Annotated in this window: 19 protein-coding genes and 2 tRNA genes; 13 read left to right on the top strand and 8 right to left on the bottom strand. The window is 64.4% G+C overall.

All coding sequences use genetic code 11. The annotated features are described in order from the left end of the window. Nucleotides 1-129: 129 nt before the first annotated feature. Together N4T19_RS10870 and argH are read right to left on the bottom strand one after the other, a co-directional pair. Nucleotides 130-1116 carry a Bug family tripartite tricarboxylate transporter substrate binding protein gene (locus tag N4T19_RS10870; RefSeq protein WP_260720202.1) on the bottom strand — a complete coding sequence of 329 codons (987 nt, stop codon included), beginning with the start codon at nt 1114-1116 and terminating at the stop codon, nt 130-132. A gap of 41 nt (nt 1117-1157) precedes the next feature. Further along, the gene (gene argH / locus N4T19_RS10875; protein WP_116927565.1) at nt 1158-2615 is read right to left on the bottom strand and encodes an argininosuccinate lyase; all 1458 of its coding nucleotides are present in this window, start codon (nt 2613-2615) and stop codon (nt 1158-1160) included. A 122-nt stretch (nt 2616-2737) separates the two neighbouring features. Between argH and N4T19_RS10880 the strand changes: the two genes are divergently transcribed. Further along, nucleotides 2738-3772: a sensor histidine kinase gene (locus tag N4T19_RS10880; protein WP_182343224.1), complete on the top strand. Its 1035-nt coding sequence runs from the start codon at nt 2738-2740 to the stop codon at nt 3770-3772. Nucleotides 3773-3836: 64 nt separating this feature from the next. Beyond that, nucleotides 3837-4628, top strand: a complete 792-nt coding sequence (locus tag N4T19_RS10885) for a LytR/AlgR family response regulator transcription factor (protein ID WP_116927526.1) — start codon at nt 3837-3839, stop codon at nt 4626-4628. An 18-nt stretch (nt 4629-4646) separates the two neighbouring features. Here the strand turns inward: N4T19_RS10885 and N4T19_RS10890 are convergent, their stop codons facing one another. Together N4T19_RS10890 and polA are read right to left on the bottom strand one after the other, a co-directional pair. Then, nucleotides 4647-5597 (bottom strand): ZIP family metal transporter, encoded by a 951-nt coding sequence (locus N4T19_RS10890; protein WP_116927525.1) that lies wholly within the window; start codon nt 5595-5597, stop codon nt 4647-4649. Nucleotides 5598-5835: 238 nt separating this feature from the next. Next, nucleotides 5836-8640, bottom strand: a complete 2805-nt coding sequence (gene polA, locus N4T19_RS10895) for a DNA polymerase I (RefSeq protein WP_260720203.1) — start codon at nt 8638-8640, stop codon at nt 5836-5838. 52 nt (nt 8641-8692) lie between these two features. On the opposite strand from polA, the gene N4T19_RS10900 reads away from it, so the two are divergent. The 3 genes from N4T19_RS10900 (at nt 8693) to N4T19_RS10910 (ending at nt 11088) form a co-directional block, all read left to right on the top strand. After that, the gene (locus tag N4T19_RS10900) at nt 8693-9067 is read left to right on the top strand and encodes a hypothetical protein (RefSeq protein WP_260720204.1); all 375 of its coding nucleotides are present in this window, start codon (nt 8693-8695) and stop codon (nt 9065-9067) included. 127 nt (nt 9068-9194) lie between these two features. Next, nucleotides 9195-10151 (top strand): homoserine kinase, encoded by a 957-nt coding sequence (locus N4T19_RS10905; protein ID WP_182343230.1) that lies wholly within the window; start codon nt 9195-9197, stop codon nt 10149-10151. A gap of 139 nt (nt 10152-10290) precedes the next feature. Next, nucleotides 10291-11088 carry a BPSS1780 family membrane protein gene (locus tag N4T19_RS10910; RefSeq protein ID WP_116927521.1) on the top strand — a complete coding sequence of 266 codons (798 nt, stop codon included), beginning with the start codon at nt 10291-10293 and terminating at the stop codon, nt 11086-11088. Nucleotides 11089-11139: 51 nt separating this feature from the next. On the opposite strand, the gene N4T19_RS10915 is transcribed toward N4T19_RS10910, so the two are convergent. Continuing rightward, nucleotides 11140-12273, bottom strand: a complete 1134-nt coding sequence (locus N4T19_RS10915; RefSeq protein WP_260720205.1) for an FUSC family protein — start codon at nt 12271-12273, stop codon at nt 11140-11142. Nucleotides 12274-12569: 296 nt separating this feature from the next. Beyond that, the gene (locus N4T19_RS10920) at nt 12570-15020 is read right to left on the bottom strand and encodes a UvrD-helicase domain-containing protein (protein WP_260720206.1); all 2451 of its coding nucleotides are present in this window, start codon (nt 15018-15020) and stop codon (nt 12570-12572) included. A 294-nt stretch (nt 15021-15314) separates the two neighbouring features. Between N4T19_RS10920 and N4T19_RS10925 the strand changes: the two genes are divergently transcribed. The 7 genes from N4T19_RS10925 (at nt 15315) to N4T19_RS10955 (ending at nt 20547) form a co-directional block, all read left to right on the top strand. Beyond that, a complete protein-coding gene (locus N4T19_RS10925) occupies nt 15315-16292 on the top strand; it encodes a GMP reductase (protein ID WP_021027940.1) in 978 nt (325 codons plus the stop codon). 195 nt (nt 16293-16487) lie between these two features. After that, a tRNA-Lys gene (locus tag N4T19_RS10930) sits at nt 16488-16563 on the top strand. Nucleotides 16564-16630: 67 nt separating this feature from the next. Beyond that, nucleotides 16631-16706: transfer RNA gene (locus N4T19_RS10935), tRNA-Lys, on the top strand. Nucleotides 16707-16863: 157 nt separating this feature from the next. Further along, nucleotides 16864-17352: a copper chaperone PCu(A)C gene (locus tag N4T19_RS10940; RefSeq protein ID WP_116927519.1), complete on the top strand. Its 489-nt coding sequence runs from the start codon at nt 16864-16866 to the stop codon at nt 17350-17352. A 321-nt stretch (nt 17353-17673) separates the two neighbouring features. After that, complete coding sequence (locus N4T19_RS10945) at nt 17674-18573, top strand: hypothetical protein (RefSeq protein WP_116927518.1); 900 nt, start codon at nt 17674-17676, stop codon at nt 18571-18573. A 20-nt stretch (nt 18574-18593) separates the two neighbouring features. Further along, the gene (locus tag N4T19_RS10950) at nt 18594-19136 is read left to right on the top strand and encodes a GTP-binding protein (protein WP_232539423.1); all 543 of its coding nucleotides are present in this window, start codon (nt 18594-18596) and stop codon (nt 19134-19136) included. 172 nt (nt 19137-19308) lie between these two features. Further along, nucleotides 19309-20547 (top strand): multidrug effflux MFS transporter, encoded by a 1239-nt coding sequence (locus N4T19_RS10955; protein ID WP_116927517.1) that lies wholly within the window; start codon nt 19309-19311, stop codon nt 20545-20547. Between the two features lie 111 nt (nt 20548-20658). Here N4T19_RS10955 and N4T19_RS10960 read toward each other — a convergent pair whose 3' ends face one another. Further along, on the bottom strand, nt 20659-22731 hold the full coding sequence (locus tag N4T19_RS10960; protein WP_260720207.1) for a DEAD/DEAH box helicase: 2073 nt from the start codon (nt 22729-22731) through the stop codon (nt 20659-20661). 406 nt (nt 22732-23137) lie between these two features. On the opposite strand from N4T19_RS10960, the gene N4T19_RS10965 reads away from it, so the two are divergent. Further along, on the top strand, nt 23138-23863 hold the full coding sequence (locus tag N4T19_RS10965) for a hypothetical protein (RefSeq protein WP_260720208.1): 726 nt from the start codon (nt 23138-23140) through the stop codon (nt 23861-23863). On the opposite strand, the gene orn is transcribed toward N4T19_RS10965, so the two are convergent. Then, entirely contained in the window at nt 23856-24470 is a 615-nt protein-coding gene (gene orn / locus N4T19_RS10970; protein ID WP_116927515.1) for an oligoribonuclease, read from the bottom strand. The two genes, N4T19_RS10965 and orn, sit on opposite strands and share 8 nt — an antisense overlap. Nucleotides 24471-24503: the final 33 nt, after the last annotated feature.

The following is a 24503-nucleotide window of genomic DNA, read 5'->3' on the forward strand; positions in this document are numbered from 1 at the left end:
GCCAGTGTTGGCTGGCCGCCCAGGGCAGCCAGGTGTTTCATTTGGCAACAAGATGACGCTATGGATTAGGCCAATGGCTTGCCGGGGCTCTGCCGATGGATGCCATGGTGCGAGCTGCGCAAGCCAAGGTCACTGGGGCTGGAAGCCGCTGTCGCGGATGATGCGGGCCCAGACGGCCGAATAGGCGCGCTCGCGGGCCAGCAGCTGCTCGGGTGTCATATAGCCCACGCTCAGCCCCATGCCCACCAGCTGCTCATGCACATCGGGGGCGGCCACGGCCTTGGCAACCGCCTGCGATACGGCCTGCACCATCTCGGGGGGCGTGCCGGCGGCGGCGTATATGCCGTAGTAGGGCATGTCTTCCAGGCCCGGCAGGCCCAGTTCGCTCAAGGTCGGCACATCGGGCAAGGCCTGCTGGCGCTTGCCGCCCAGCACGGCCAGCACGCGGATCTTGCCGGCCTTGTGGCTTTCGATGAAATCCTGCACCGAGCCGATGCCCGCAGGGATCTGGTTGCCCATCATGTCGGCCAGCATCGGCGCGCTGCCCCGGTAGGGCACGGACACCAGGTCGGTCTTGAAGCGCTGGTTCAGCACCCGCACCAGGAACTCCGGCGTCGATGCCGGCGCTGGAATGCCCACCGCACTCTTGCCGCCCTGCTTTTTGAGCCACTGCAGATAGGCCTCGAAGCTGCGCACGCCCAGGCCGTCGGAGACCGCAATCGCATTGACAAAGCTGGCAAAGCCCGCCACCGGCACAAAGTCCGCATGCGGGTCAAACCCCGGGTTCTTGATGACCTGGGGCAGGATGGAGATCGTGTGGTCGTGGGTGACGAAGAAGGTCGCGCCATCGGCTGGTGAGGCCTTGAGGATCTGGGCCGCAATCTGGCCGCCGGCGCCGGGCTTGTTCTCCACCACCACCGAGGTACCCAGGCTGTCCTTCATCTTCTCGGCCAGCAGGCGCGCGATCACATCGGTGCCGCCGCCCGGTGGAAAGCCCACCAGCAGCCGCACCGGCTTGCCCTTGTTGTAGCCCGCTGCCCAGCTGGGGCCAGTCAGCCACCCGGCCGCAGCAGCGGCCAGCAGTTGCAGGGAGACATGGCGGCGGCTCAAGGACATGCGTAGCTTTCAAGAAGAAGGACAAGCCAATCAAGCAAGGCTTATGCCAGGCGCGTGCGGTGCTTGGCCAGTTGGGCACGCACCTGCACGGGCGCGGTGCCCCCCAGCGTGTTGCGGGCATTGAGCGAGCCTTCGAGGCTCAGCGCCTCGAACACATTGGCTTCGATGTTGGGGTTGAAGGCCTGCAGCTCGGCCAGTGGCAGCTCGGTCAGGTCCACGCCCTTTTGCGAGGCCAGCTTGACGGCATGGGCCACGGTCTCGTGGGCATCGCGGAAAGGCAGGCCCTTCTTGACCAGGTAATCGGCCAGGTCGGTGGCAGTGGCATAGCCCTTGAGCGCAGCGGCGCGCATATTGTCGGCGTTCACGGTGATGCCGCCTTCCTTGGCGCCAGTCGCTGGGTTGACCTGGCCGCCGATCATCTCGGCGAAGATGCGCAAGGTGTCCTTCAGGGTGTCCACGGTGTCGAACAGCGGCTCCTTGTCTTCCTGGTTGTCCTTGTTGTAGGCCAGCGGCTGGCCCTTCATCAAGGTGATCAGGCCCATCAGGTGGCCGACCACGCGGCCGGTCTTGCCGCGTGCCAGCTCGGGCACATCAGGGTTCTTCTTTTGCGGCATGATCGACGAGCCGGTGGTGAAGCGGTCGGCAATGCGCACAAAGCCAAAGTTCTGGCTCATCCAGATGATCAGCTCTTCCGACAGGCGGCTGATGTGCACCATGCACAGCGAGGCAGCTGCGGTGAACTCAATCGCGAAATCGCGGTCGCTGACGCCGTCCAGCGAGTTCTGGGACACGCCTTCCATGCCCAGCGTCTGGGCCACGCGCTCGCGGTCCAGAGGGTAGGTGGTGCCGGCCAGCGCGGCGCTGCCCAGCGGCAGCACATTGACGCGCTTGCGCACATCCAGCATGCGCTCGGCATCGCGCTTGAACATTTCCACATAGGCCAGCAGATGGTGGGCAAAGCTCACCGGCTGGGCCACCTGCAGGTGGGTAAAGCCCGGCAGGATCACGTCGACATTCTTCTCGGCCACTTCGACCAGTGACAGCTGCAGCTCGCCCAGCAGGCCTTCGATCAGGTCGATCTCACCGCGCAGCCACAGGCGCACGTCGGTGGCGACCTGGTCATTGCGGCTGCGGCCCGTGTGCAGGCGCTTGCCCGCGTCGCCCACCAGCTGGGTCAGGCGCGCCTCGATGTTCAGGTGCACGTCTTCGAGGTCCAGCTTCCACTCAAAGCTGCCCGCTTCGATCTCCGAGGTGATCTGCGCCATGCCCTGCTCGATGGAGGCCAAGTCCTGCTCGCCGATGATCTTCTGGGCGCAGAGCATCTGCGCGTGGGCCAGGCTGCCCTGGATGTCTGCCTGCCACAGGCGCTTGTCGAAAAACACACTGGAGGTGTAGCGCTTGACCAGATCGCTCATGGGTTCGGAGAACAGCGCCGACCAGGCTTCGGACTTGGAATCGAGCTGGTTGTGCGAAGGAGACGAAGCTTGTGGTGTAGACATGAAGGTCGCAATATTCGGGTTAAGCTGCCAGTTGCGCTGCGGAAACACAGCCCGCGGTGCTGTGCCTGAGGCCCGCCAAAGCCCTGGGCGAAAAACCAGGATTTTATCGACCCTGCACGACCATGCCAGCAACATCAACTAATCCAGCACCGCGCGAAGCCATCGTCGGCACCGCCTATGTGTTTGATGCCTGCACCGCCAGCGTGATCGGCCGCACCGTGGCCCTGGTCGAGACCGTGGTGGCCATTGCCGCCGCCTTTGGTGCCAGCGGCCTGGCCGACTGGTTCTTTCAACTCGCCCTGCTTACCGCCGTGGTTCTGCCCGCCAGCCTGCTGTGGCTGGTGCTGGCCTGCCAGCAAAAAAAGCTGCTGCAGCGCTGCAGCACGCGCGTGCAGTACCTGGCGGGCGCCGCGCTGGGCGTGGTCTGCGGGCTCTTGGCAGCTCTGCTCTACCAGTGGACCACCTTGTCGGCGCAAACGGCCTGGCTGGCCAGCGCAGCGGCCGGGGGCTTCTTGGCAGCGATGGTGGTGGTGGGCCTGCAGTGGCGCGCCCAGGCCCGCACGCCGGCGGCCACCACCGCGCGCCTGGCCGAGCTGCAGGCGCGCATCCGCCCGCACTTCCTCTTCAATGCGCTCAACAGCGCCATTGCGCTGGTGCAGGACCACCCGCAAAAAGCCGAGGCCATGCTCGAAGACCTGAGCGACCTGTTCCGCCATGCGCTGACCGAAAAGCGCGAGGCCTCGACCCTGGCCGAGGAGGTGATGCTGGCGCGCCGCTACCTGTCGATCGAGCAAATCCGCTTTGACGACCGCATGGCCGTGCGCTGGAACCTGGACTCGCGCGCCGATGACGCCACCGTGCCGCCGCTGTTTTTGCAGCCGCTGGTGGAGAACGCCGTCAAGCACGGCATCGAGCCCAGCCATGGCCATGGCCGCATCAGCATTGCCACGCGCCGGCGGGGCAATATGGTGCAGATCCAGATCATCAACACCACGCCACGCCCTTTTAGCGCCCCCCAGCCCGAGCGGCGCGCCGGCACCGGCACGGCCATCCTGAATGTGAAAAAGCGCCTGCGCCTGCTCTACGACCTCGAATACGACTTCAAGGCGACGAGCAAGGACGGCATCTACATGGTGCGCATCAGCATCCCCGCCTGAGCGGGGGCAAATACACGACGGCCGGTGTTGGCAGGCGGCACCGGGCTCCGCTAGCATAGCGGCCATGCGAGTATTGATTGTGGATGATGAAGCGCTGGCCCGAAGCCGGCTGCGGCGCCTGCTGGTCGAGATAACACCAGCGCCCAGCGCCGTGCACGAGGCCGCCAACGCCGCAGAGGCACTGCAGGCGCTGGCCAGCGCCTCGGCGCAGAGCCTGCCCTTTGATGTGCTGCTGCTGGACATCCATATGCCGGGCCACAGCGGCATGGACCTGGCGCGCCAGCTGCAGCAGCAGCCCACAGCCCCCGCCGTGGTCTTTGTCACCGCCCACCCGGAGCATGCGCTGAGCGCCTTCGAGGTCAATGCCGCCGACTACCTGACCAAGCCGGTGCGGCGCGAGCGCCTGGCCGCTGCGCTGCACAAGGTGGCCCTGGTCGCCCAGGCCCATGCGCTGCGCCAGGCGCCGGCCCAGACCGAGCCGGATGCCGAGACCGACACCTTGCTGATCACCGACCGGGGCCGCACCGAACGGGTGCGCCTGGCCGATGTGCTGTATTTCAAATCCGAGCTGAAATATGTGACCGTGCGCACCGCCACCCATGCCTACCTGTGGTCGGGCAGCCTCAATGATCTGGAGACGCGCTTTGCCAAGCGCTATTTGCGCGTGCACCGCAATGCGCTGGTGGCGCCGTCTGCGATACGCTGCCTGGAAAAAGCCTGGGGTGGGGACGACAGCGACGGCTGGCAGCTGCGCCTGTTTGGCATCGAGGATGTGCTGCTGGTCTCGCGGCGCCAGCTGCCGGTGGTGCGGGCCTTGCTGGCCAACAAGGGCAGCGGCCTGCGCGCAGGCGCCTGATACCCGCCCTCTTATGCCTCAGTGTTTGTGCCCGTCGTGGTCCCCATGCGCGTCATTCGCGCCATGGGCCTCATGCTGCGCGGCCGGGCCATGCCCATGGTGGTCATGGTCGCCATGCGCCCAGGTGCTGACCGCGCTCACCACCACCATGCCGATGGCCAGCCAGACCACCTGCTGCACCGTCTGCTTGGCCGTCAGCTGGCGCTGCAGCTGCGGGATCAGATCGGCGAGGGCCACATAGATAAAGCTGCTCGACGCAATGGCCAGAAAGTACGGTAGAAAGTCCGCCAGTGAGCTGACCAGGAAATAGCCGACGACGCCGCCCAGCGCCGTCACCGCGCCGGCGAGCGATAGCTTGAGCAGCGCCACCTTGCTCTGGCTGCGGCTGCCGTTGCCCGACAGCACGACCAGGTCACCCATGTGGTGGGGCACCTCATGGGCCAGCACCGAGATGGCCGCCACAATGCCCAGCCACATATCGGCCATGAAGGCCGAGGCAATCAGAATGCCATCGCCAAAGCAGTGCACGCTGTCGCCGGTCAGCAGCGACCAGCCGCCCGCGCTGTTGTTGTGCGTGTGGCCGTGGTGGTGGTGTGCATGGCCATGCTGGCCATCGGCGTGCTCGCCGTCCGCATGCTCGCCATGGGCATGGCCGCGCTCTTCGGGCAGCGCATGGCGGTGCTCATGGCCGTGGTGCCAGAGCTCCGCCTTGTCCAGCAAAAAGAAAAACACCAGCCCCAGCAGCAGCACCACAAACAGCGCCTTGGGGTTGATCTGGCTCTCGAAAGCCTCGGGCAGCAAATGCACAAAGGCGGTAGCGAGCAAGGCGCCTGCGGCCAGGCTCAGCAGGTGCTGGGCACCAAAGCGGCTGCCCTGGCTGCCAATGCCCGTGCGCATCAGCGCTGCGGCCACCCACACGCTGCCCAAACCGGCAGCAAGGGTCGCCAGCACGATTGCGATCAAAGTCATGAAACCATCCTTCAGCGGGGCCGGGCTTGGCAAAAACGCCGCCAACCCGGGCCGGCCCATCGCTCACCCGCGCAGCCCCCGGGCACCCGTGCCCCCTCCAACATGCCGCGCATGGTAGCACTTTGTTGCAACGCAGTTGCATTAACCGCCCCAAATCCTGTGCGAGTGACAGGGCTTGGGGCGGTGGGTCTGGCACCTGAGCGACTGCCCGCATCAGGCAGCGCTACAGGCATCAGGGTCAGTGCGCTTTTTCCCAGTTCGGGCCAAAGCCGATCTCGGCGATCAACGGCACCTTCAGGTCGGCCACGCTGGCCATGATGGCCGGGATCTCCGTGCGCAGCCATTCCTGCTCGGCAGCGGGCAGCTCGAACACCAGTTCATCGTGCACCTGCATGATGACCAGCACCTCGGGCTTGTCTGCATCGAGCTTGGCCTGCACAGCGACCATGGCCTTCTTGATCAAATCGGCCGCCGTGCCCTGCATGGGGGCATTGATCGCAGCGCGCTCGGCCGCTTTCTTGCGCGGGCCATTGCCGCCATTGATCTCGGGCAGCACCAGGCGCCGGCCGAACACGGTCTCGACATAGCCCTGCGCATGGGCCAGCTCGACGGTCTGGTCCATGTAGCGCTTGACGCCGGGGTAGCGCTGGAAATACTTGTCGATATAGGCAGCAGCGGCCTTGGTCTCGATGCCCAGGTTCTTGGCCAGGCCAAAACTGCTCATGCCGTAGATCAGGCCAAAGTTGATGACCTTGGCATAGCGGCGCTGCTCGCTGCTGACCTGGTCCAGCGCCACACCAAACACCTCGGCGGCGGTGGCGCGGTGCACATCCAGCCCATCGCGGAAGGCGTTGAGCAAGGCCTCGTCACCCGACAGATGCGCCATGATGCGCAGCTCGATCTGCGAGTAGTCGGCGCTGGCAATCAGCTTGCCCTCGGGCGCAACAAAGGCTTCGCGAATGCGCCGGCCTTCGGCCGTGCGCACGGGGATGTTCTGCAGGTTGGGGTCGTTGCTGGACAGGCGTCCGGTGACGGCCACCGCCTGCGCATAGTGCGTGTGCACGCGGCCATCGCTGGGCAGCGCCATCTGCGCGAGCTTGTCGGTATAGGTGCCCTTGAGCTTGGACAGCGAGCGGTGCTCCAGGATCTTGGCCGGCAGCGGGTAGTCCTCGGCCAGCTTTTCCAGCACTTCTTCGTCGGTGCTGCGCGCGCCGGTGGCGGTTTTCTTCACCACCGGCAGGCCCAGCTTGTCAAAAAAGATCTCGCCCAGCTGCTTGGGGCTGCTCAGGTTGAACTGCTGGCCGGCGATCTCATAGGCCTCGGCCTCCAGCGCCAGAATGCGCCGGCCCAGGTCATTGCTCTGACGCGCCAGCTCGGGCGCATCGATGCGCACGCCATTGCGCTCGATGCGGAACAGCGCCTCGCTGGTCTGCATCTCCAGCGCGTAGATGTGCGCGAGGCCGGCATTGGCCTCAATGCGCGGCCACAGCACGCGGTGTACATCCAGGGTCTGGTCCGAGTCTTCGCAGCTGTAGGCTGCGGCCTTGTCCACCGGCACCTGGGCAAATGGGATCTGGCCCTTGCCCTTGCCGCAGAGGTCTTCGTAGCTGATGCCGGTGCGGCCCGTGTGGCGCAGCGCCAGGCTGCCCAGGTTGTGGGGGCGGTCGGCTTCGAGCACATAGGACTGCAGCATGGTGTCATGCGCATAGCCCTGCACGCGGATGCCATGGTTGGCCAGCACATGCTGGTCGTATTTGACATGCTGGCCCAGCTTCTTTTTGCTGGCGTCTTCCAGCCAGGGCTTGAGCTTGGCCAGCACCAGGTCGATGGGCAACTGCTCGGGCACATCCAGGCCTTCATGGCGCAGCGGCACGTAGGCGGCCTCACCCACCTGCACGCTGAACGAGATGCCGACAATGCGGGCCTGCATTTCGTCGAGCGAATCGGTTTCGGTATCCAGCGCGGTCAGCTCGGCTGCCTGCAGCTTGCGCAGCCAGGCATCCAGATCGGCCTCGGTCAGGATGGTGTGGTAGACCACATCGCGCTGCTGGGCCTCGATGGCCACCTCGGTCACGGCGGCATCGGCGCTGTCGAACAGGCCCGCCTGGCCGGAAGCGCTGTCGCCCGCCGCCTTGGCCGACACCGTGGCAGCGGCAGAGCCCAGCGCACGCGCCAGGCCCTTGAAGCCATATTGCTCGTAGAACGGCACCAAGGCCACGGCATCGGGCTCGCCCAAGGTGATGCCATCGAACGCAGGCAGGCCCTGGATATAGTCGTCCAGCGCGCAGTCGGTCTTCATCGTCACCAGCTGGCGGCTGAGCGCCAGCTGGCCGCTGGCGATGGCATCGCGCAGGTTCTGGCCGGCAACGCCCTTGATCGTGTCGGCCTTGGCAATCAGCTCGTCGAGTGAGCCGTGCTCCTCCAGCCATTTGGCAGCGGTCTTGGGGCCCACCTTGCTGACGCCGGGCACGTTGTCGACCGTATCGCCTACCAGGGCTTGGTAGTCGACCATCTGCGTGGGCGGCACGCCAAACTCGGCGGTGACGCCGGCAACATCGCGGCGCTTGCCATTCATCGTGTCGATGATGGTCACATGCTCATTGACCAGCTGGCTCAAGTCCTTGTCGCCGCTGGAGACGATCACCTGGATGCCTTGCTGCGAGGCCATCTGCGCCAAGGTGGCGATCACATCATCGGCCTCGACACCGGGCACGGCCAGAATCTTCCAGCCCAGCAGCTGCACCACCTCGTGGATCGGGGCGATCTGCGAGCGCAGATCATCGGGCATCGGCGAGCGCGTAGCCTTGTACTCGGTGTAGAGCGTGTCGCGGAAGGTCGGGCCACTGGCATCGAAAACACAGACCGCGTAGTCGGCCTGTATGTCTTTACGCAACGCCTGCATCATGTTGACCATGCCGCGGATGGCGCCGGTGGCCGGGCTGGCAGGATCGCCGGGAACCGCCCGAAGATCGGGCATGGCATGGTAGGCACGGTACAGATAGCTGGAACCGTCCACCAGCACTAAAGTAGGAGGATTACGCATATTGACATTGTGCCCGGTACGCAAACACCGGGTGACAACTTACAATTGGGCCATGCGCGCAATTACCACTTCTTTCATCGCCCAGGCCCTGGCACTGGTGCTGGCAGCCCCTGCGCTGGCCCAGCAACCCGCAGTTCCTGCCCCCGCGCCTGCGGCGCAACCCGCTGCACAGCCTGCCGCCCCTGCCGACGCGGCGCCCGCCAACGACAAGTACAACCAGAAGGCCGAGTACATCCGGGTGGAAGACGCGGGCAGCCGCATCGACGAGGTGCGCATTGGTGGCCAGACCCAGAGCATCCATGTGCAGCCCAAGGTGGGCAATATGCCCGCCTACGAGGTCAAGCCCACCGACGGCGCCCGCGCCCGCCCTGACGGTTTTGGCGACACCCCAAGCAAGAAGCGCGTCTGGAACATCGGCAATTTCTGAGCGCGATACCAGAGCGAATAGCCCAGCGCCGCGCAGGCTTGCGATAATCGCCCCTTTGCACCCGCCGCTTTGCGGGCCAGGCCAGCCACAGAGGCTGGCCTTGTTTTTGTAGTGACGATATACATCCATGGCTGTTTTCACCGAAGTATCCGACAAGGCTGCCAAGGCCTTGCTCAAGCGCGTCCCGCTGGGCGATTTCGTCTCGTTGCGCGGTATTGAAGGCGGTATTGAAAACACCAACTACTTTCTGACCACCAGCCAGGGCGAGTATGTCTTGACCCTGTTTGAGCGCCTGCGCGCCGACCAGCTGCCGTTTTATCTGTACCTGATGAAGCACCTGGCCAAGGCCGGCGTACCCGTGCCCGAGCCCCAGGCCGATGGCAAGACCGGCGACATCCTGCTGCAGGTTGAGGGCAAGCCCGCGGCCATCGTTGGCAAGCTGCCCGGCAAGAGCCAGCTGGCGCCGCAAGCGGCGCATTGCCAGTCGCTGGGCGAGGTGCTGGCCAAAATGCACCAGGCCGCCCTCGACTACCCGCGCCAGCAGCCCAATCTGCGTGGCCTGCCCTGGTGGAACGAGACCGTGCCCGTCGTGCTGCCCTACCTGGACAGCGCGACCGCCGAGCTGCTGCGCAGCGAGCTGGCCTACCAGAACCATGTGGCGCAAAGCTCGGCCTATACCGCGCTGCCGCGCGGCCCGGTGCATGCCGACCTGTTCCGCGACAACGCCATGTTCGAGGGCGAGACCTTGACCGGCATCTTTGATTTCTATTTCGCCGGCGTCGACACCTGGCTGTTCGACATCGCCGTCGTCATCAACGACTGGTGCATCGACCTGGCCACCGGCGCCATCGACCTGACACGTGCTGATGCGCTGCTGGCCGCCTACCAGGCCGTGCGCCCGCTGCAGGCCTGCGAGCGCGAACTGCTCAACGCCATGCTGCGCGCAGGCGCGCTGCGTTTTTGGATCTCGCGCCTCTGGGACTTCTACCTGCCGCGCGAAGCCTCGCTGCTCAAGCCGCACGACCCGACCCATTTCGAGCGGGTGCTGCGCGAGCGCCTGGCCACGCCTTACCAGCTGAAATAAGCGACCTGCTCAAAGCCACGCAGGGCGCGCCCGCGCGCACCATGCCCATATAGGCGCCTGCCCCTTGGGCGCATGGGTTACAGTGCGCCATCCCCTTTGATTTTTTATCGCTGCAGCCCACGCTGCAGCGCGCTGGTGCATGAAACTTCGTATCGCCACTGCCCGCCAGGGTGTTGCCTGGGTGCAAGACGGCTTCAAAACCTTCAAGACACAGGCCCTGGCCCTGACCTCGCTGTTCTTTCTGTCGATGATGGTGATGTCCCTGATCGGCGCCATCCCGATTGCCGGCACCTTTATCGCGCTGGCGCTGCTGCCGGTTTCCACGCTGTGCATGATGATTGGCGCCGCGTTGAGCACGCAGGGCACGCGCCCGACCTTGCCGGTGGTGCTGGCTGCGCTGCGTGTCGACAAGGAGCGGCGCAACGCTTTTGTCGTGCTGGGCGTCTTTTATGCGCTGTCGTTCCTGCTGGTGTTGGGGTTTTCTGCGCTGTTTGATGGCGGCCAGTTCGCGCGCCTGAACCTGATGGGCGGCGAGATCACGCGCGAGATCGTCGAGCAGCCCGCTTTCCAGCAGGCCATGTTCGCCACGATGCTGCTGTACATCCCGCTGTCGCTGCTGTTCTGGCATGCGCCTGGCCTCATTTACTGGCACCGCGTGCCTGCCATCAAGGCCGTGTTCTTCAGCCTGATCGCCTGCAGCCGCAATATCGGCGCCTTCACGATGTTTGGCCTGGCCTGGATGGCTGTAGGCATCGGCTTTGGCATCGCGATGGCGCTGCTGTCAGCCTTGCTGGGCACTTTGCTGGGCGCCTGGGCCGCCGCCGCCATTGCCATTGCCGGCTCGCTGATGCTGGCCGCCATGTTTCTGACCTCGGTGGTGTTTAGCTTTCGCGACTGCTTTGAAGCGCCGGAGCAGACCGACAGCATCGCACTCTGAATCCCACCCGCATATCCCAGCCCGGCCTGTGCCCCACAGCCCGGGCTTTTTTCATCGCTGGGAGCCTTCGCCGTGGTGCAGGCGGTGCAGGTTCGTGCGGTCTTCCAGGCTGGACAGCGCCAGCGCAAACACAATGCCCAGCGCCGCGCCCAGTACCGTGTCGAGCACCCGCTCCAGCGGCATGGCCAAGGGGGCCTGGGACGAAGAAGCCAGGTGCGTCATCAGCAAGGCCATCGGCGTGACGGTGATCTGGCCCAAGGCGTAGTTGTAGCCAATGCTCACCTCGGTGATGAACTGCAGCGCGACGATGGCAGCGGCAATCCACCAAAACGATGGATCCAACGCCAGAATCAGACCAGCGACCAACGCGCCCAGCATCGTGCCCACCATGCGCTGCAGCGCCCGGTTCATCGTGATGTGCAGATGGCTGCCCTGCATCACCGCGGTGGCACCAATCGCCGCCCAGGCCGGATGCTGCCAGCCAGCGGCCTGGGCCACCCAGGCGGCCAGACCGGCACCGAGCACAATGCGGCCGGCAGCGGCCAGCTCGGCGGGCCAGGGCTGCTGCGGCTGCGCAGGCAGCTGCACGCGCTGCACCGCGTTATGGCGCAGGCCATCGGTGGCCCAGCAGACCAGCGCGGCCAGCAGGCCACCGGCCAAGGTGCCCAAGGGCCGCTCCAGCAGCTGCTGCCCGCTGTGCACTGGCGCCAGTGACGCACCAGCTGCGAACACCACAATCACCGCGCCCGGCCCACCCAGGCGCCAGTGGCTGACGGCCAAGGTGGCCGCTCCCGCCACCAGCGCCAGCACCGCGACCATGCCCTGGGCGGGCATCCCGGCCCAGGAGGCAAGCGATGGCACAAACACCGCCGCGCACAGCATGACCGCGCAAATACCAACGATGCGCATGCGCCGACCGGGTGCGGCAAAACGGCCAAACAAGGCGGCCAACGCACCTAGCCCCAAGGGCCCCACCAGCTGTGGCCAGGGCGACAGGCGCGCCACCACCAGGGCCAGCAGCACTGCAAGTGCTGCCTGCATGGCCGCGACCAGCGCAATGTGCAGGGAGGGAAGCGGTTGCAGGCGGACGCTGTCACGCAGCTGGCGCAGCGACAGCAGGTGGCGCAGCGCCTGGTGGCGGCCAATGGCGGGGGTGGACATATCGATCTTGCGGACTGGGGTCATGGACATCCTCGTCTACCCAGCGACTGACCAACGCGCAAACCGGCCGGCGCAGCGGCCAGGCAGTCTGGCTGGGATAGGAAAGTGGAGACTCACCCGCTAAAAAAGCAGCATGGGCGCCATCCCTGTGCGCGTACAAGGATGGCTCGCGCAGGTCCTGGCAGGGATGCCGGACCGGGACGCGGCAAGGCTGCGCATGCCGATGAGCAACCTATATAGTATCCTATGCAACTATTTATGGCAAGCCTGAGGTTGGTGCCCACTATCCCAAAGCCACCTGCCAGGCTTGCAATGGAGGTTTACACCACCGTCAGCTTGGCCACCGACAGCGCCAGCCACTTGGTGCCATGGCGCGGAAAATTCACCTGGGCGCGCGCATCGTCACCCGTGCCTTCCACCGCCAGCACCTTGCCTTCGCCAAACTTGTTGTGGAACACATGGGCGCCCTTTTTGATGCCATGCGCGGGCTCGGCCTTTTGCGCTGGCACGGGGGTTTTGCCCCACATGCTGGGCGCGGCATCGCCGTAACCACCGCCCGATGAGCGGCCGCCGCCTCCCCCGCCGTAAGCCAGGCTGCCCATGCCACTGCCAAAGCCCGAATGCTTGGGCGTGAGCCATTTGAGCGCGCCTTCGGGCAGCTCATCGAGAAAGCGGCTCCTCACGTTGTAGCGCGTCGTGCCGTGGAGCATGCGCGTCTGCGAGGTGCTCAGGTACAGGCGCTTGCGCGCCCGGGTGATGGCCACATACATCAGGCGGCGCTCTTCTTCGAGCCCGCCGGTGTCGGTCATCGCATTCTCGTGCGGGAACAGGCCCTCTTCGAGCCCGCCGATAAAGACCACATCAAACTCCAGGCCCTTGCTGGCATGCACGGTCATCATCTGCACGGCATCCTGGCCCGCCTGGGCCTGGTTGTCACCGGCCTCCAGTGCGGCATGCGTGAGGAATGCCACGAGCGGCGACAAGGTCTCGCCGGTGTCGGGGTTCACCATCGCCGGATTGGCGGCATCGGGCAGCGGGGTATCGAGCAGCGGGGCATCCGGGTCCAGCCCTTGGCTCACGGGGCTTTGGCCACTGCCTGGCACGCCCATGGCCTGCTGCTCATCAAGCGGTATCGCTATGGCATCCTTGCCAAAGCCTTCCTGCGTGACAAAGCTCTCGGCGGCGGTCACCAACTCGCCCAGGTTGTCGATGCGGTCGGCGCCTTCCTTTTCGCTCTGGTAGTGCTCGATCAGGCCGCTCACCACCAGCATGCGCTCGATGGTCTCGCGCAAGGTCTTGCCCTGGGTTTCCTCGCGCAGCACATCGATCATCGCGACAAAGGACTGCAGCTTGGTGCCCGCCTTGCCGGCGACGGCGGTGACCGCGTCGTACAAGGAGCAACCAGCGGCCTGCGCGCCTTCCTGCAGTTGCTCGGTGGTGCGCGCACCAATGCCGCGTGGCGGAAAGTTCACCACCCGCATGAAGCTGGTGTCGTCATGCGGGTTCTCGAGCAGGCGCAGATAGGCCAGCGCATGCTTGATTTCCGCACGCTCGAAAAAGCGCAGGCCGCCATACACGCGGTAGGGCACACCGGCATTGAACAGGCTGGTTTCCAGAATCCGGCTTTGGGCATTGCTGCGGTAGAGCACGGCAATCTCGCTGCGCGCAAAGCCATCGCTCTTGATCAGCGACTTGATCTCCTCGACCATCCACTGCGCCTCGGCCATGTCGGTGGCGCTCTCGGACACCCGCACCGGCTCGCCCGGGCCCTGGTCGGTGCGCAGGTTCTTACCCAGGCGGTTGCTGTTGTGGCTGATCAGCGCATTGGCGCTGTCGAGGATGTTGCTGTAGCTGCGGTAGTTCTGCTCGAGCTTGATCTGCTGGCGCACCTCGAACTCACGCACAAAATCCTGCATATTGCCCACGCGCGCTCCGCGGAAGGCATAGATGCTCTGGTCGTCGTCGCCCACGGCAATCACGCTGCTGTGGGACTGGAACTTGCCGCCCACCATGTCGCCGGCCAGCTGCTTGAGCCAGAGGTACTGCAGGCGGTTGGTGTCCTGGAACTCGTCGACCAGCATATGGCGAAAACGGTGCTGGTAGTGCTGGCGGATCGGCAGGTTGTCGCGCAGCAGCTCGTAGGAGCGCAGCATCAGCTCGCCAAAATCGACCACGCCTTCGCGCAGACATTGCTCTTCGTAGAGCTGGTAGAGCTCGACCTTCTTGCGCTCGGCCATGTCGCGGGCCTGCACATCCGACGGGCGCAGCCCCTCTTCCTTGCAGCCGCTGATGAAGTACTGCAGCTGCTTGGGTGGCAGCGCCTCCTCATCGACCTGGAACTGCTTGCACAGGCGCTTGATGGCCGAGAGCTGGTCTTGCGTGTCCAGGATCTGGAAGGTCTGGGGCAGGTTGGCCGATTTGTAATGCGCGCGCAGCATGCGGTTGCACAGCCCGTGGAAGGTGCCGATCCACATGCCGCGCACATTGATGGGCAGCATCGCCGACAGGCGGGTGAGCATCTCCTTGGCGGCCTTGTTCGTAAAGGTCACCGCCAGAATGCCGCCGGGCGTGGCACGGCCCGTCTGCAGCAGCCAGGCGATGCGCGTGGTCAGCACCCGAGTCTTGCCCGAGCCGGCGCCGGCCAGAATCAGCGCATGGCCGCCCTCCAAGGTGGCAGCGGCGAGCTGCTCGTCGTTGAGGCCATTGAGCAGTGGCAAATGGCCAGAACCACCGGCATCGGGCGGCAGCGCAAACAAATCATTCGAATCCATGCCAGCATTGTAGGGAGATCGGCAGGCCGGCGAGGCACCCGCCCGGCAAGCGCTTGGTGGTCTTGCTCACCGCCTGCGCATACTGCAGCGGCCGGCAAGGCTTTTGCAAAGCCGGTGCATGCTGCTAGAATCAGTCACCGGGCCCAAGTTTCTTGTGACCCGGTTTTTTTGTGCCCGCAACAGCGCAAAAAGGGGGCTTCCGACGCGAAGCGCCCTGCTCCGACCGGTCTCCAAGCCAAGCGCCCCATCGCTGCGAAATAGTTCGCTGCGACCTTTTATGGAGCTTGGAATCAAATGGAAATCTTCGACTACGACAACATTCTTTTGCTGCCCCGCAAGTGCCGCGTGGAGAGCCGCTCCGAATGTGACGCCAGCGTTGTCCTGGGCAACCGCACCTTCCGCCTGCCGGTGGTGCCTGCCAACATGAAGACCGTGCTGGACGAGAAGATCTGCAAGTTTTTGGCGCAACACGGCTACTTCTATGTGATGCACCGCTTTGACATCGACAATGTGGCCTTCACCAAGGCCATGCAGTCGCAAGGCCTGTTCGCCTCGATCTCGCTGGGCGTCAAGCAAGCGGACTACGACGTGGTCGACCGCTTTGTCGCCGACGACATCTGCCCCGAATACATCACCATCGACATCGCCCATGGCCATGCCGACAGCGTGAAGAACATGATCGGCTACCTGAAGGCAAAGCTGCCCGAGGCCTTTGTGATTGCCGGCAACGTGGCCACGCCCGAGGCCGTGATCGACCTGGAAAACTGGGGCGCCGATGCCACCAAGGTGGGCGTGGGCCCGGGCAAGGTCTGCATCACCAAGCTCAAGACCGGTTTTGGCACGGGCGGCTGGCAGCTGTCGGCGCTCAAATGGTGCGCACGCGTGGCGACCAAGCCCATCATTGCCGACGGCGGCATCCGCAGCCATGGCGACATCGCCAAGAGCATCCGCTTTGGCGCCACCATGGTGATGATCGGCTCGCTGTTCGCTGGCCATGAAGAATCACCCGGCAAGACCGTTGAGCTCGACGGCGAGCTGTTCAAGGAGTACTACGGCTCGGCCAGCGACTTCAACAAGGGCGAGTACAAGCACGTCGAAGGCAAGCGCATCCTCGAGCCCATCAAGGGCAAGCTGCAGGACACGCTGATCGAGATGGAGCAGGACGTGCAGTCCTCGATCAGCTACGCAGGCGGCAAGCACCTGATGGACATCCGCAAGGTGAACTATGTGATCTTGGGCGGCGACAACGCCGGCGAACATCTGCTGATGTAAGCGCCTTCCTCGCGCGAGCCAGGCCCGGACTGGCTCGAACGGGCACGGCCCGGCAGCTTGCGGGCCATTTTTGCCTCTGCGGCAACGGGCCTGCCTGAAAAAACCGGAGTTGATAACGGTATTTTTCCGAGCAGGCGTAAAAATTAGTGCATAATACAAGGCTTGCTGCAGCACACTGCTGACAGCAAAAAATGTGGGCTCTTAGCTCAGTTGGTAGAGCAGCGGACTCTTAATCCGTTGGTCGAGTGTTCGAATCACTCAGGGCCCACCACATTTTTAGGCTTGCGATTGACCGCGCAGGCCAACGAAACAAAGCATTTCCAAGGTGCGACAGTTTCGGGCTCTTAGCTCAGTTGGTAGAGCAGCGGACTCTTAATCCGTTGGTCGAGTGTTCGAATCACTCAGGGCCCACCAAGTTCAACGGCCTAGGCTTATCGCCTAGGCCGTTTTTTATTTCCTCGCCCGCCCGTCCCTCAAGCAACGCACCAGCGCGTGCGGTGCGTGATCACCCTGCGCTTGTAGAATGCAGGAATCCGTCCTATCCCATCGCTATTTCTCCTCAGCCCCTACCATGCGTCCCCTGTTCCCCTCCTTGCTCGCCGCCTTTGCGTTTGCAACCGCCTCCAGCGCTTTTGCCCATGTCACGGTCAGCAATCCCTGGGCACGCGCCACGGTCGCGCAGCAACAGGCCTCGGGCGTGTTCATGGAGCTGCGCTCGGCGCATGACAATGCCCAGCTCGTGGGCGTGAAGACCGACGCGGCCAGCAGCGCCGAAGTGCACGAGATGCGCATGGAAGACAACGTGATGAAGATGCGGGCTGTGCCCAGCGTCAGCCTGCCCAGCGGCCAGACCGTAAGCCTCAAGCCGGGCGGCTACCACATCATGCTGATGGGCCTGAAAAAACCGCTGACCGCTGGCGAAAACGTCGACCTGACGCTCGAAGTGCTGCACGCCGACGGCGCCAAGGAGAGCATTGCCGTCAGCGCCCCGGTGCGAGCCCTGGCTCCGGCAGCCAGCGCGCACCCACCGGCATCAGGCGGCCACCAGCACCAGCACTGATGGATTACAGCAGCAGGCCTGATCAGGCCTGTTGTTTATTTGAGCACTAAATAAGCCTTTGTATACAACTCAAGGGTGTACCCGGGGCTTCGCCACATAGCTGCCAAGAAAGCTAGTTACACTTTTCAAGCATGCCCGCGAATAATCTGGCTCAGAGAGCGTACTATAGTTGCGCTCCATCAATTGTTCATTATTAATATATCCGAGATATTGACATATTATTACAAGCTTTGAAAATGGAACGGCGTCCATGCAAGGCATGTCTTGCACGAGCTGCTGTTTCCGCAACGCTTGAAGGTGAATGTGCCAGGGAGAGTTGTTATGTCCGAGTTGATCCTGCATGCCGCCCATTTGAGTGAAGCCCATCAACTGCGCTTTAGCTATTTGTTTGAAGTCGCAGCCAAGCACTGGCGCGACAAACAGCCTTCTCAGACCGCCAAGACCGCCACTGAGTTGTGGGTGATCGACGCCCACAGCGCGCCCGACGCCATCCAGAACCGCTCCAACAGCTCCTTCGTGCTGCTGATCGCCACCGATGACCAGGCCCAGGCTGCGCGCGCGCAGTGGCCCGACCAGATCGATGCCCAACTGCCGCCCGACTACAGCGTGGGGCGCCTGACCCAGCTGCTCGAACATATCAGCGTGCAAGCGCATGGCAAACGGCTGCGTGAGACCCTCAAGACCCGCCGCCAGCACAGCATGACCCTGTCGCATGATGTGCAGGTCAAGAATGCCGATGCCGCCTTCCTCAAGGCCACCGACCTGAACCAGCCCACGCTGGTGGTGGCCGAGCCTGCACCCGAGCCCGTGCTGGAGGCGCCCGCCACAACTGCCACAGCCCCCGCTGCCGCCCTGGGCAACCTGCCCGCTCCGGGCACGCGTTTTCGCATCAAGCGCTGGACCCAGCTGACCGGCAGCATGGCAGGCCAGGCGCACCGGCAGCTGCTGGCCGCGATGATCTCCGGTGACCGCGGTCTGGACGAACTGGCCGAACGCACCCAGCTCGAGCGCGGCGAGATCCTGCGCGTGCTGCAGGTCTTGCGCGGCAAAGGCGTGCTGGTAGAGACGGCAGCACCGGCAGCTGCTGAACCGGTGGCCCTGGCCACCCTTGCACCCCCGGCAACCCACACCGCCGAGCCCGGCCCGGCAGCGGCCAAGCTGGGCCTTTTCCGACAACTGAGCCGCTGGATCCACCAGAACCGGGCCAGCGACCCGCATTGACCACCTGACGGGAGGACCGCATGCACCACCCCATCAAACGCATCGTGCTGCTGGGCCCCATGGGCATCGGCAAGACCACGGCGATCCGCAGCCTCTGCGGCAGTCTGGCCATCGAGTGCGATGTCCCCAACCTGGACAAGCAGGCTCACGCCAAAGAGACCACCACGGTGGGCCTGGATTTTGGCGAAATCAAGCTCGACGATGAGGATACCTTGCAGGTCTACGGCTGCCCCGGCCAGGAGCGCTACGACTTTGTGCGCGAATGGGCGCTGTCGCTGGCCTTTGGTGCCATCGTGATGGTCGATATCCATGAGCCCCAGGCGATGGAGCAAACCATCGATCTGATCCAGCAGTGCCATGCGGCGCCCAATATCCAGGCTGTCGTGGTGCTGATTGCCCGGCCTGCATCGGCCGCGCAGCAGGAGATGTTCACGGTGCGCCTCTCGGCCCATGCCGAATGCGCCGTGCCCGTGCTCAGCGCCGACCCGCGCAACCCCTCGCAAATGCTCGACACCCTGGACATCATCGCCGCGATGCTGCCCGACGAAGTACAGCCCCGCTAGACCGCTCCACACTGCGCTGCCGCCCATACCGCAGCGACTGCAGCGCGCTGGCGCTTGAGGTAAGCTCGGCGCCTGCTGCTAGCGCACCGGGCAGACCCCAGGCTGCAGCAGCCCACGCTCTTTCCCCTTTTTTTGACGACGCTCCCTGCCCACGGCCGGTGGCGCGCAGGCCATGAACCCACCACGCCCCGCAGACGCATCCGCCCAGCCCACACCGCAATGGATTCTGGCGGTCATGCTGGCCCTGCTGGGCATGCTGGGGCCCTTCTCGATCGACACCTACCTGCCCGCCTTTGACGGGATTGCCGCCTCGCTCCAGGCTTCGCCGCTGCAGATGCAGCAGACGCTGTCGGCCTATCTGTTTGGCTTTGCGTTCATGAACCTGTTCCACGGCGCGCTGTCGGACAGCTTTGGCCGCCGCCCCGTCGTGCTGTGGGGGCTGGCCACCTTTGCGCTGACATCGGCCGGCTGCGCACTGGCCCAGACGCCCGAGCAACTGATCGTGTTCCGCGCACTGCAAGGCTGCACCACGGGCGCAGGCATTGTGGTCTCGCGCGCGGTGGTGCGCGACCTGTTCCCCCCCGCCCAGGCCCAGCGGGTGATGAGCCAGATCACCATCTACTTTGGCATCGCGCCGGCGGTCGCGCCGATGATTGGCGGCGTCTTTATCGCCTACGCCAGCTGGCAATCGATCTTCTGGCTGCTCACCGCCATTGGCGCGCTGCTGTGGGCCTACAACTGGCGCCTGCTGCCCGAGAGCCTGCCGCCCGAGAAGCGCCAGGCCTTTGATGTGCGCAACCTGATGCGCGGCTACTGGCAGCTGTGCAGCAGCCCGCGCTTTTTGCTGCTGGCCGCCGCCAGCGGCGTGCCCTTCAACGGCATGTTCATCTATATCCTGTCGGCCCCCACCTTCCTGGGCACCCACATGCACATGCGGCCCACCCAGTTCTTCTGGTTCTTCATCTGCACCATTGGCGGCATCATGCTGGGCGCCTGGGTCAGCGGCCGGCTGGCGGGCAAGATTCCGCCCAAGCGCCAGGTACGGCATGGCTTTCTGATCATGTTCCTGACCTCCTGCATCTACCTGGCGCTGAACCTGGTGCTGCCGCCGCACCCGGCCTGGGCCTTGCTGCCACTGGGCATCTATTCATTTGGCTGGGCCTTGATGACCCCGGTGGTCACCCTGCTGGTGCTGGACCTGCACCCTGAGCGCCGGGGCCTGGCCTCTTCGCTGCAGGCGGTTGTCACCTCGGTGGCCAATGGCATCGTCGCGGGCGTGCTTGCCCCGCTGGTCATGCATTCGACGGTGGCGCTCGCCATCGCATCGATGGGTTTGATGCTGACCGGCCTGCTCAGCTGGATCTATTTTCACCACCGCTGGCCCGATATCGGCCGCCATAACGCGGTCTGAGCAATGCCTCCAACGGCGCTTCGCAGGCGCCGTCATCCACCCAGCGGCCTGAACCAGGCATAAAAAAAGAGCTTCCCGTGGGAAGCTCTTGTTCATCGTGCGATGCGCTGCTTAGCGGCTGCGCTCGGTGCGCTTGCGGTCACCACCAGCGGGGCTGTAGGGACGGCCACCGCGCTCGCCACCAAAGCGGCTGTCACCGCCTGGACGGCGCTGGGCAAAGTCACCACCACCGGCGTGGCGTGGGGCTGCACTGCGCGGGCCCCGGCTGTCAGCACCACGGCTGTCGCCACCAAAGCGGTCGGCACGGCGCTCAGGCGCACGGTCAAAGCTGCGGCCTTCGGGGCGGGGTGCGCGGTCCTGGAAGCGGTCTGCACCACGGTCCTGGACGCGATCGGCGCCGCGCTCCTGAAAACGGTCCGGGGCACGGTCCTGGAAGCGGTCGCCACCACGGTCAGCACGCGGCTCAAAGCGCGGCGCGCGGTCATCGCGCTGCTCGAAACGGGGACGGCTGTCGCCACCACGTGGGCCACCACCGAAGCCAGCGCTTTCGCCAAAACCTGGCTTGCGGCCATAGCCTTCGCCATCACGGCGGCCACCAAAACCACGGTCGGCACCAAAGCCGCCACCGCCACGGCGCTCGCCACCACGGCCAGCACCTGGACGGCCACGGTCACCACCGCGACCTGCGCCGCGAGGGCCGCCTTCGCTGCGGGCGGGGAAGCGTTGCTGCGGCTCCATGCCTGGAATCACTTCCGGCTTGAACTGCTGCTTGGTGTAGGCCTCGATATCGAACACACGGCGGCGGTCGCGGAACTCGGCGAAAGTGATCGCCAGACCCGAGCGGCCAGCACGGCCGGTACGGCCAATGCGGTGGGTGTAGTCTTCGGCCTTCATCGGCAGGCCGTAGTTGAAGACGTGGGTGATGGTGGGCACGTCGATACCGCGCGCAGCCACATCGGTGGCTACCAGGATCTGTACCTGGCCATTGCGCAGCGCCATCAGGCGGCGGTTACGCAGGCCCTGGCTCAGCGCGCCGTGCAGTGCCACCGCAGAGAAGCCTTCTTGCTGCAGGTCGTTGGCCAGGCCATCACATTCCACCTGGGTGGATGCAAAGACGATGGCCTGGTTGATCGAGGCATCACGCAGCCAGTGGTCCAGCAGCTTGCGCTTGTGCTGGGAGTTGTCGGCCCAGAACAGCACCTGCTTGATGTTGGCATGCTTTTCCTGGGGCGAATCGATGGTGATCTTCTGCACACTGGCGCCGTTGTCATGCATCACGCGCATGGCCAACTGCTGGATGCGCGGCGCGAAGGTCGCGCTGAACATCATGGTTTGCTTGCGCTGCACCGTCAGTTGGTTGACTTCGGCCAGGTCGTCCGAGAAGCCCAGGTCGAGCATGCGGTCGGCTTCGTCGACGACCAGGAACTGCACCTTGTCGAGCTTGATCTGCATCGAGCGCTGCAGGTCGAGCAGACGGCCAGGCGTTGCCACGACCAGATCGGCATTTTGCAGCTTGGCGATTTGCAGCTGGTAGGGCATGCCGCCGACGATATTGGCCACGCGCAGACCACGGCAATGGCGCACCAGCTCGATCGCGTCATGGGCCACTTGCTGGGCCAGCTCACGGGTGGGGCACAGAATCAGGGCACCCGGTTGGGCAGCCTTGAAATTGCGCGGGCTCAGCGGGTTCTTGCGCTTGGCGCGCTTGGGGGCTTGTTCGCCACGGGCCAGGGCTTCGGCCACCAGACGCTCGTGCTCGGCGCGTTCGGCCGCTTCGGCCTGGCCTTGCTGCTGGATCAAGGTGTGCAGCACCGGCAGCAGGAAGGCGGCGGTCTTGCCCGAGCCGGTCTGGCTGGAGACCATCAGGTCAGCAAAGTGCTGCGACGCTTCACCGTCGTTGATCATCGCCAGCGGGATGGCGCGCAATTGCACAGCGGTCGGTTGGGTGTAGCCCAGGTCCTTGACGGCCTGCACCAGCTCGGGCGCCAGGCCCAGTTCGACAAAGCCATTGGGCTCTTCAGGCAGCATTTCGGCTTCGGCCTCAGCCACCAGCTCGGTGCTGTCTTCTTGCAAAGCGTCTTCGGCCAGGGCCGACAGGGGAGAGGTATTGACGATATCTTGGGTAGCGTCAACAGTGTTTTGCGCAGGCGCGGCTTCGCCCTGCAGATGGAGGTCTTGCGTCATTTTGAACAATAGCAATAGGTCGGCTCCTGCGCGTTTCGCGACGCAGTTCCGTACCGTTCATGGTTTTAAATACATCAACCATCAAACGGTAACGGCCGTACAAATTGCCGCGGGCTTGTTCAAATCGGCCATGCTGCGAATCGCATGGCCTGGACGCCCAGAGAATGAAGGGAGATGTGCGTATCAACCGCCTGTTTGGCGGGGAAGCGAAAATTATCGCACATTTCGGGTTTTCCCGCATCAATGGAAGGACTTCTGTGTCCCATGCGCCACGAGCCAGCGCAGAGCCTTGGGGAAACGCAAGGACCCGGGTCACGGGGGTTGACCGGGGACATGCTTGCCCTAGGATGGGCCCGACATCATAAAAGGAGACCGCATGACCCGCTATTCACGCACCTGCACCACCATGACTGGCCTTCTCAGCGCCGCCCTGCTGGCCGCTTGCGGCGGCGGAAGCGACAGTCCAGAAGCAGCCAAGGACTCCAGCGACTGCTTCAACGCCGGCTTTTACCGCCAGGACACGCAGATCTACACCAGCCAGAGCAGCCGCTTGAATGGTGCGCCGGCCTCGACCAACCTTGTCTACCACTGGGTGACCAGCCAGGCGGTAGAGAACGGCATCAACCATATTTACATCAGTCCCGCGCCAGACAACGGGCGCGCCAGCCTGCACTACAGCATCGAGGGCGGTGCGCTGCTCTACCACGGCTACAACGCCTTCAATATTGGCGCCACCAGCCGCCAAAGCCTGGCCCCGCCCCGCCAGTCGCTGATGGCGATGGCGCCCGGCCAGACCACCTCCCAAACCATCGTACAAACGGATAGCCTCTCGACCTCTGCCGGAGAAACAAAGACCGTGACCACGCTGGCCGAGACCCGAACCTACGAAGGCAGAGAAACCATCACCACGGCGCTCGGTACGGTGGAGGCCTGCCGCTTCCTCAGCACGGTTGCGGCCAGCCAGGAAGGCAAACCAGACGAGACCCGAGAGACGCAGGCCACCACCTGGGTGGCATCAGCGGGCCCTTATCGCGGGCTCACGCTCAAGGAGAGCGCCAGCACCCGCAAAGCCGGAAAAACCGACACCTTGGTGACGGAGACCAGCCAGGTCAACCGCTTCGACATCAAGTAGCCGCGGCTACGGGCGCCAGCTGCAGAAAATGCGTCCGGTAGTACCGTAATTCGTCGATCGACTCATGCACATCGGCCAGCGCGGTGTGCTTTTGCGCCTTCTTGAAGCCGGTGACCAGCTCGGGGCGCCAGCGCCGTGCCAGCTCCTTGAGCGTGCTCACATCGACATTGCGGTAGTGGAAGTAGGCCTCCAGATCGGGCATGTAGCGCGCCAGAAAACGGCGGTCCTGGCCAATGCTGTTGCCGCACATGGGCACCTTGGCCTTGGGCACGTAGCGTTTCATGAAGCGCAGCACCTCGGCCTGCGCAGCGGCCTCGTCGATCTGCGAGGCCTTGACCCGCTCTGTCAGGCCGCTGCGGCCATGGGTGCCGCGGTTCCAGGCATCCATCTTGGCCAGCTCCTCATCGCTTTGGTGGATCGCAATCACCGGCCCTTCGACGCGCACGCTCAGATCGGCATTGGTGACCACCAGCGCGATCTCGATCACGCGGTGCTCTTGCGGGTTTAAACCGGTCATTTCACAGTCGAGCCAGACCAGGTTCAGATCGGACTTGGCCAGCTCGGGCACGGGTGCCAGCGGCGTATCCAGGGTGTTCTTGTTTTGCATGGAGGCGATTGTCGCCTATGCCCTACACTGTCC

Source organism: Comamonas squillarum (assembly GCF_025309455.1).
In the GTDB taxonomy this organism is placed as follows: domain Bacteria; phylum Pseudomonadota; class Gammaproteobacteria; order Burkholderiales; family Burkholderiaceae_C; genus Comamonas; species Comamonas squillarum.

Excerpts from the sequence above, each read along its gene's own strand:
- polA (WP_260720203.1), bottom strand. The coding sequence starts at position 8,640 with ATGCGTAATCCTCCTACTTTAGTGCTGGTGGACGGTTCCAGCTATCTG.
- N4T19_RS10885 (WP_116927526.1), top strand. The coding sequence starts at position 3,837 with ATGCGAGTATTGATTGTGGATGATGAAGCGCTGGCCCGAAGCCGGCTG.
- N4T19_RS10950 (WP_232539423.1), top strand. The coding sequence starts at position 18,594 with ATGCACCACCCCATCAAACGCATCGTGCTGCTGGGCCCCATGGGCATC.
- N4T19_RS10915 (WP_260720205.1), bottom strand. The coding sequence starts at position 12,273 with ATGACCCCAGTCCGCAAGATCGATATGTCCACCCCCGCCATTGGCCGC.
- N4T19_RS10900 (WP_260720204.1), top strand. The coding sequence starts at position 8,693 with ATGCGCGCAATTACCACTTCTTTCATCGCCCAGGCCCTGGCACTGGTG.
- N4T19_RS10910 (WP_116927521.1), top strand. The coding sequence starts at position 10,291 with ATGAAACTTCGTATCGCCACTGCCCGCCAGGGTGTTGCCTGGGTGCAA.
- N4T19_RS10890 (WP_116927525.1), bottom strand. The coding sequence starts at position 5,597 with ATGACTTTGATCGCAATCGTGCTGGCGACCCTTGCTGCCGGTTTGGGC.
- N4T19_RS10940 (WP_116927519.1), top strand. The coding sequence starts at position 16,864 with ATGCGTCCCCTGTTCCCCTCCTTGCTCGCCGCCTTTGCGTTTGCAACC.
- N4T19_RS10955 (WP_116927517.1), top strand. The coding sequence starts at position 19,309 with ATGAACCCACCACGCCCCGCAGACGCATCCGCCCAGCCCACACCGCAA.
- N4T19_RS10945 (WP_116927518.1), top strand. The coding sequence starts at position 17,674 with ATGTCCGAGTTGATCCTGCATGCCGCCCATTTGAGTGAAGCCCATCAA.
- N4T19_RS10925 (WP_021027940.1), top strand. The coding sequence starts at position 15,315 with ATGGAAATCTTCGACTACGACAACATTCTTTTGCTGCCCCGCAAGTGC.
- argH (WP_116927565.1), bottom strand. The coding sequence starts at position 2,615 with ATGTCTACACCACAAGCTTCGTCTCCTTCGCACAACCAGCTCGATTCC.
- N4T19_RS10880 (WP_182343224.1), top strand. The coding sequence starts at position 2,738 with ATGCCAGCAACATCAACTAATCCAGCACCGCGCGAAGCCATCGTCGGC.
- N4T19_RS10870 (WP_260720202.1), bottom strand. The coding sequence starts at position 1,116 with ATGTCCTTGAGCCGCCGCCATGTCTCCCTGCAACTGCTGGCCGCTGCT.
- orn (WP_116927515.1), bottom strand. The coding sequence starts at position 24,470 with ATGCAAAACAAGAACACCCTGGATACGCCGCTGGCACCCGTGCCCGAG.
- N4T19_RS10965 (WP_260720208.1), top strand. The coding sequence starts at position 23,138 with ATGACTGGCCTTCTCAGCGCCGCCCTGCTGGCCGCTTGCGGCGGCGGA.
- N4T19_RS10920 (WP_260720206.1), bottom strand. The coding sequence starts at position 15,020 with ATGGATTCGAATGATTTGTTTGCGCTGCCGCCCGATGCCGGTGGTTCT.
- N4T19_RS10905 (WP_182343230.1), top strand. The coding sequence starts at position 9,195 with ATGGCTGTTTTCACCGAAGTATCCGACAAGGCTGCCAAGGCCTTGCTC.
- N4T19_RS10960 (WP_260720207.1), bottom strand. The coding sequence starts at position 22,731 with ATGACGCAAGACCTCCATCTGCAGGGCGAAGCCGCGCCTGCGCAAAAC.